The sequence below is a fragment of the Salinimicrobium oceani genome (assembly GCF_012037645.1).
Map to the genome: position 1 here is coordinate 1 of NZ_JAAVJR010001240.1, position 340 is coordinate 340.

The 340-nt window shown below is 44.7% G+C and carries 1 protein-coding gene; it reads right to left on the bottom strand.

Features of this window, described 5'->3' with window-relative positions:
* On the bottom strand, positions 1-340 hold a 340-nt coding region (locus tag HC175_RS21645), incomplete at both ends, for an ATP-binding cassette domain-containing protein (protein WP_168139968.1).

Sequence of the window (340 nt, forward strand, 5' to 3'; positions counted from 1 at the left end):
GGATCTGTAGCCAGAGCTCGGGCAATCTCCGTCCGTCGTCGCTCTCCACCGCTTAGAAGATCTCCGCGGTTCTTGCGGATATGTCCTAATCCGAACTCTTCGATAAGGGATTCCATCTTCATCTTCCGCTCTTTTTTAGAAAGGTCGGTGAGTTCAAGAACGCTCATAATATTATCTTCAATGCTCAACTTTCTGAAAACCGAAGCTTCCTGCGCTAAATAACCTATACCGTATTGAGCCCGTTTATACATCGGAAATTTGGTAATATTTTCTCTGTCCAGGAAGATCCTGCCGCCATTTGGCTTGATCAATCCTACGATCATATAAAAGGAAGTGGTTT